Annotated in this window: 5 protein-coding genes, 1 tRNA gene, 2 rRNA genes and 1 pseudogene; 4 read left to right on the top strand and 5 right to left on the bottom strand. The window is 61.5% G+C overall.

Features of this window, described 5'->3' with window-relative positions:
• Together JSE7799_RS07255 and JSE7799_RS19645 are read right to left on the bottom strand one after the other, a co-directional pair.
• Nucleotides 1-294: pseudogene (locus JSE7799_RS07255) on the bottom strand (IS21 family transposase); the annotation flags it as partial.
• Between the two features lie 407 nt (nt 295-701).
• Nucleotides 702-1,352, bottom strand: coding sequence for a VPLPA-CTERM sorting domain-containing protein (locus JSE7799_RS19645; protein WP_083480350.1), 651 nt, complete (start codon nt 1,350-1,352; stop codon nt 702-704).
• Between the two features lie 432 nt (nt 1,353-1,784).
• On the opposite strand from JSE7799_RS19645, the gene JSE7799_RS07250 reads away from it, so the two are divergent.
• The 4 genes from JSE7799_RS07250 to JSE7799_RS19640 all read left to right on the top strand — a co-directional run bounded on the left by JSE7799_RS07250 (nt 1,785) and on the right by JSE7799_RS19640 (nt 5,485).
• A complete protein-coding gene (locus tag JSE7799_RS07250; RefSeq protein ID WP_055663020.1) occupies nt 1,785-2,342 on the top strand; it encodes a hypothetical protein in 558 nt (185 codons plus the stop codon).
• Nucleotides 2,339-2,791, top strand: coding sequence for a hypothetical protein (locus tag JSE7799_RS07245; protein WP_055663019.1), 453 nt, complete (start codon nt 2,339-2,341; stop codon nt 2,789-2,791). Before JSE7799_RS07250 ends, JSE7799_RS07245 begins: the two co-directional genes overlap by 4 nt.
• A gap of 589 nt (nt 2,792-3,380) precedes the next feature.
• The gene (locus tag JSE7799_RS07240; protein WP_055663018.1) at nt 3,381-3,779 is read left to right on the top strand and encodes a recombinase family protein; all 399 of its coding nucleotides are present in this window, start codon (nt 3,381-3,383) and stop codon (nt 3,777-3,779) included.
• A complete protein-coding gene (locus JSE7799_RS19640; protein ID WP_083480348.1) occupies nt 3,776-5,485 on the top strand; it encodes a recombinase family protein in 1,710 nt (569 codons plus the stop codon). The genes JSE7799_RS07240 and JSE7799_RS19640 overlap by 4 nt, the downstream gene beginning before the upstream one ends.
• On the opposite strand, the gene JSE7799_RS07225 is transcribed toward JSE7799_RS19640, so the two are convergent.
• From JSE7799_RS07225 to JSE7799_RS07215, 3 genes are all read right to left on the bottom strand, one after another.
• Nucleotides 5,464-5,540, bottom strand: a tRNA-Met gene (locus JSE7799_RS07225). The two genes, JSE7799_RS19640 and JSE7799_RS07225, sit on opposite strands and share 22 nt — an antisense overlap.
• 41 nt (nt 5,541-5,581) lie before the next feature.
• Nucleotides 5,582-5,696 (bottom strand): 5S ribosomal RNA (gene rrf, locus JSE7799_RS07220).
• Nucleotides 5,697-5,768: 72 nt separating this feature from the next.
• Nucleotides 5,769-6,074: ribosomal RNA gene (locus JSE7799_RS07215) — 23S ribosomal RNA — on the bottom strand; the annotation flags it as partial.

Below are 6,074 nucleotides of genomic sequence, written 5' to 3'. Positions count from 1 at the left end.
GATCGTATAGCCGCCGGTGAAACCATGCTCATCGCGGAGCCGTTCGAACAACCGCTTCGCCGTGTGCCGCTGCTTGCGATGGACCTCGCGATCGCCATCCAGCCAGCCGTCGATGATCCCGGTGAACCCGTCCAGCTTCGGCCGCTTCACGGGCGCCGTTCGCCGGTATCCTGGAGGAATCGAGAACGCCAACATCTTCTGAACGCTGTCGCGCGAAATCCCGAAGTGATGCGCCGCCGCCCGCTGGCTCATGCCCTCCGCACAGGCCAATCGCACCTTACGATACAAGTCCACGGTGAAAATCCTCCCGCCCTCCCTGCCGCCAGAGAGGGTAAAGGTGGACGACTTTTACGCCGCCCGCAGCAGGCTCATCCCGCCGCTACCGTGGCAGACTTTTGCACCGCCGTTCTCAATTGGCGAATGGCGGCAGAGTGGACTAACCGGTTTATCGTTGCGTTTGCAAACGGGTTCTTCTGAGCGGCGGCTGAATGAAGGAAGCCGCCGCTCTAAAGGCAAAACCTCAGGCGGCCTTCTTAATCAGACAAACCGAGGCTGAGTGCACACTCCGTCGTGTGGTATTGTTCCCGCGATATGGGGGGCATTTATGTCGGACTTCATTGAGCGCTTCAGAACTACGATATTTGAACTAAGATCACCACCACGTTTCCGCAGGGCGCGTCATCGGCTCGTTGGCCTGTGTGTCAGGCTGCTCTGCGTTTGCGCCGTGTCATCAACCCGAGCCCACCGATACCTGCGAGTAAAAGTGGTAGACCAGCGGGGAGTGGGATGGGGGTGAGATTATTTGAGACAACCGAAAACACGTGTTCATCTGAACTCCACGATGCATAGCTACCGTCATCAAAAAATTGATAATAATCTGGGCCCTCAAATGTGCTTAATGTTACTTCATCACCTACATCTGTCCCGCCGCGGAGAAAAAAGTCCCCAAACCCGGTGGTTTGCGCCACACCATCTCCCATGCTGAATGAGTTATCATTAATTCTGCCAAACGCATTTGTGCATGAGCGGAAACCCAAATAGCAGTTGCTGAACTGATTTTCGCCAGGAGTTGAAACGCCAAGAGTTGCAACAAGAGAATATTCTTGATTGATGGCGTAATCATGATCAACAACTGGCCTGATACCCCAAGCATTATCTCGGGAGTCTAAAAAAGAGTGTTTTTGCAATAATTTGCCGCTTGGATCATGAATCTCAAGAAGATTATATCCGGTTTTCTGAAGTTTTAGATCAAGATCCAAATGTTTGATTGTAGACGCCTCGGCCGTTGGTGCCGAAACCGAAATGACCGCAGCAGTGGCCAAGGTCATAAGCTTTTGCATCAGACTTTGCATAGAATTTCTCCGGTAATGAACTCGCCAAAATGACCTATTACCTACGCTGCTGGCAACTCGATCAGGCCAGACAATCTGGGAATTCGTTTTCAAAATTCGTCTGCGGTCGTCACAATGTTAAACCGATATTCCCCAAGTGACCTACCGCTTGAAATAGTGTCGCCCGGAACTACCCGCTGAGCAAGCTTTTTTTGCCCCGAGTGATGCCCGCGGTCGCGGAAACGCTCGGAGTCAGGCGAATGATGATACACCGCGAAATGCAAAGGGCTGGCGGGGGCCCTGCCCGCTTGCCGCTGGAACATCACATAAGGGGGAGAGGGCCAGCCCCTTCTGTCGTGCGCGCGTCTTTTGACGCGCACGACAGAAGGTCCCGGCCGAGAGAATGCGAAGGGATCGAAGCGCGTCGAACATCCACAAACGAAAGAGACTCAGATGCTCGACAGCACACCCACCATTCCCACGATGACCCACGTCTGGCGCGACCATGTCGGCTACGGCGACATCGTCTCGTTCCGCTTTCCTCTCGCCGAGGAAGAAAGCCAACGGCGCCCCAAGGCGCGGCCGTGCCTGATCCTCGACATCGAGGTGCGCGACGGCCAGCGCTACGCCCTGCTGGCCTACGGCACGACCTCGCGTCGCCGCTCCAATGTCGGCTACGAGGTGCAGGTCCGCCGCCGGGCCGACCACCTCTCTGCCGGGCTCGACGAGTCTACCCGCTTCGTCGGTGCGCAGCGCCTGCTCGTGCCGCTGACGCATAGCGGCTTCGTGATCTGCGGCGCCACCGGGTCTGCCGTTCTGGGCCGCCTCGACGGCGCACCGTTCGAGGCGATGAACGCCGTGCGGGGCCGCATCCATGCGGAGCGCGACATCGCGGCGGAACGCCGGTCCAACCGGCGTCGGAAGCACGGGGTGGTGCGCGAGCGCAACCTCGCCGTGGAGCGGCGGACGCCCCGGCGGGCGTTCCCTTTGCGCAAGGCGGTGCAGCGATGAACGCCCTGCCGTCGAAGAGCCTGCTGGAACAGCAGGTCGATCTGAACCGCCTCGCTCTGAGCCTCCGGCGTGGGATGCGCCAGCACCTGTCGGAGCGAGTGCTTCCGCATCTCATTGGGGACCGGGAACAAGAGTTCATCGACGACCTCGTCGACGCTCTCGACGAGGATTTCCTCCTCGACGGTGATTTCGGACATCTTCTCGACGGCGCGGCTGCGGAGATCCGCGACGCCATCTCCGCCGGGACCTCCGAAGAGCAGGTCGTCATCCCGCGCGAGCGCATGATCGGAGGCACGGCAGCCTTTGAGATGCGCAAGACGCCCAGCCCGGATGCGGAGGCGCTGCAAGCCGCCCTGACCCCGCTCGAAGAGTTCCGTCGTGCCGTCTGGGATGCGGTCGGGTTTGCCGAGGCAATCCGCGTGAGCTTCTGGATGCTCGACCAGGACTGAACCGACGGCGCCTCCGGGCGCCGTCCCTTGACGGGGCCGCAAGGCTCCGCCGCCGGGACTGGCCCCCCCGGCCCACGGCGCGCCGGCGACATCCACCCTCCTTCGCTGCTACGAAGATGCCGGCGCGCCCCTTCCATCTTCCGAGGAATGCCGATGACTCGTCTGTTCCGACGCTTGCGCCAAGCCGTGCGGGCCCACCCGACGCTTGCCGTCCGCTTGGCCATCGTCCTGCTGCTGGTCGTGCACGCGGTGCTACTGATCCCTTGAACGAGACGCGCCCGTAGGGGGACACCTACGGGCGCTTTCGGCCATTCGTGCGCGGAGGCTCGGTTGGGTGTCCACCGTGTCGGTTGCTTGATGCTTGAACAGGAAAGGACTCCGCCGATGCCGCTCGACAGACTGATCGACCTTCTCGCAGAAGCCGCGGTCCGCAAGCTCTCGCAGGAGCGGGAGAAGCAGGAAGCGACGCCTGACGCGATGGAGACACTATGGCGGCAAATGATGAAGAAAGGACGAAGATTTCTCGACCACCTCAACGCTTTGCTTACGCTTCCAAATTACCACACAACCCAAGACCGAAGGACACGCGATGATTGCCGCCCTCTACCTCAGATCCGCCACGCAGAATGACGACGCCATCGCCGAGCAGCACCGCAGCTGCGCGGCGCACGCCGCAGGCCGAGGCTGGACCGTCGGCGAAGTCTTCACAGATAACGGCTACAATGGCCTACGCGACGACCGTCCCGGACTCGGGGCCCTTCGGGAGTGCTTGCGCGAAGGTCGCGCCTCGGTCGTAATCGCCGAAGACGGGGTGCGCTTTTTCCGAGACCTGGACAAGCTCGCCGACTTTGCCGCGTCCTGCGAGGCACAGGGAGCCAAGCTCTCGTGTGTGCAGGGCATCGGCTCGATGAAGAACCTGATGCAGCGGCTGATCAAGGAAGACATTGCCGAGCGCCAGCGGCGGACCGCCGGGAGGACTTTGGCATGAGCAAGCACTCCATCCCGGAGGCCCCGCTCCGCGTCGCGCTCTACGCGCGGTATTCCACCGACTTGCAGAACCCGATGTCGATCGACGACCAGTTCCGCCAGGCAGAGCGCTATGCGGCGCAGCGCGGCTGGCGCGTGGTCGAGCGGTTCTCCGACAGCGGCATCAGCGGTTCGGCCAGCCTTACCCGTCCGGACTTCCTGCGACTCTCGAAGGCGTTGGACCCGCAGAACCGCAGGTTCGACATCGTCCTCGCAGAGTCTCTCGACCGGCTCTCCCGCGACCCCGAGCACATCAATGGCTTCGCCAAGCTTGCGAAGTTCGCGCGGGTCGAGATCCACACGGTCGAGCAGGGCAAGGCCAGCACCATGTCCGTCGGCCTGGCCTCGATTTTCAGCAGCATGTTCATGGAGGGACTGTCCCACAAGGTGCGCCGCGGCATTGAGGGGAAGGTGCTGCAAGGCCTGAACGGTGGCGGCCGGATCTACGGCTACCGTCCGGGCACCGACCCGCGCGGAGCGCCGATGAAGGGCGCACTCCGGATCGAGGCGACCGAGGCGGCGATCGTGCGCGGCATCTTCCGCGACTACGCTGCCGGGGTCTCGCCGATCAAGATCGCCAGCCGGCTGAACGCAAATGGCATCGTCTCCCCCTCCGTCGGCTCGAAGCGCAAGTCCTCGGGGCACTGGAAGCAGAACACAATCAACGGCAACCGCGAGCGCGGCACCGGCATACTGAACAACGAGCTCTATATCGGTCGGCGGGTCTGGAACCGGCTAACCTACACAAAGAACCCCGGCACCGAGAAGCGGGTCTCGCAGCTCAACCCCGAGTCCGAGTGGCAGATCGTCGAGGTCCCGGAGCTGCGCATCGTCGACGAGGACCTCTGGGACGCGGTGAAGGCGCGGCAGGATGCCCAGACGCGGCGCAAGGCAAAGGTCGAGGCGACCGATCGCAACAAGCTCTCGTCAGGCCAGACCCTGCGCCGGCGAAAGTATCTGCTGTCGGGGCTGCTGCATTGCGGGCTCTGCGGCGGCCGCATGACCGTCGCCGGCGCCGGTAAATACAAGACGCACTACTGCGCCAGCGCCAAGGAGAAGGGGCCGAGCGTGTGCACGGGCTTCCGCGGCCTGCGCGACAGCATCGCCCTGCCCCTCGTCCTGTCCGGCCTGCGCGACGAGTTGATGAAGCCAGAGGCCTACGAGACCTTCCGGCGTCGGTTCCACCAGCGCCTGCGCGACAGCCAGGGCGCCGCCGAGGACCAATTGCGCGTCCACGACGCGCGGGTGAAGGAGTTGGAGACGAGCCACCGCAACCTGCTTCGGGCCATCGAGACCGGCGACGACGCGTCTATCCTCATGCCGCGGCTGAACACCGTGGACGCGGAGCTGAAAGAGATGCGGGGGAAGCGCGACGAGATCGTGCCGCCGGAGGTCGAGCTTCCCGACGACCTGCCCAAGCTTTACCGGGAGATGGTCAGGGACCTGGCGTCGGCTCTGTCGCAGGAAGATGTGGCGGGCCGGGCCGCCGACGAGTTGCACGATCTGGTCGACCGGATCGTCGTGGAGTGGGACGCAGAGGCCCGCGGCCACTGGCTGACGATCGAGGGCAACTTATTGGGAATGCTACGCAAATCGGCGCCGAGGGAACTCGACGCCGTGCGTTGTGATCGTATTTTCGCGGAAGTTGGTTGCGGGAGTAGGATTTGAACCTACGACCTTCAGGTTATGAGCCTGACGAGCTACCGGACTGCTCCATCCCGCGCCATTTCCATCGTCGAGAGATACATCCGAAGAGCTTTCTAGGTTTGGCGATGACCTACTCTCCCACGCCTTAAGACGCAGTACCATCGGCGCTACAGCACTTAACGGCCGGGTTCGGGATGGGACCGGGTGTTTTGCTTGCGCTATGATCACCAAACCGAAAAAGCTCTTCGGATTTCCAAGTCGCGTACACCGTGGTGTATGCTTTTGAGCCAGCCTTCTACTGGATCAAATCAAGCCTATCGGACAATTAGTACCGGTCAACTGAACGCTTTGCAGCGCTTACATCTCCGGCCTATCGACGTGGTGGTCTACCACGGTCCTCAGGGATACCTTGTTTTGAGGGGGGCTTCCCGCTTAGATGCCTTCAGCGGTTATCCTGTCCGATCATAGCTACCCAGCACTGCCATTGGCATGACAACTGGTCCACCAGTGGATCGTTCACCCCGGTCCTCTCGTACTAGGGGCAACTCCTCTCAAGTATCCTACACCCACGGAAGATAGGGACCGAACTGTCTCACGACGTTCTAAACCC

It is taken from the genome of Jannaschia seosinensis, assembly GCF_001408515.1.
Classification (GTDB): Bacteria; Pseudomonadota; Alphaproteobacteria; order Rhodobacterales; family Rhodobacteraceae; genus Jannaschia; species Jannaschia seosinensis.
Note: the sequence above shows the minus strand (reverse complement) of the source record. Positions and strands in the feature narration are given on the sequence as shown.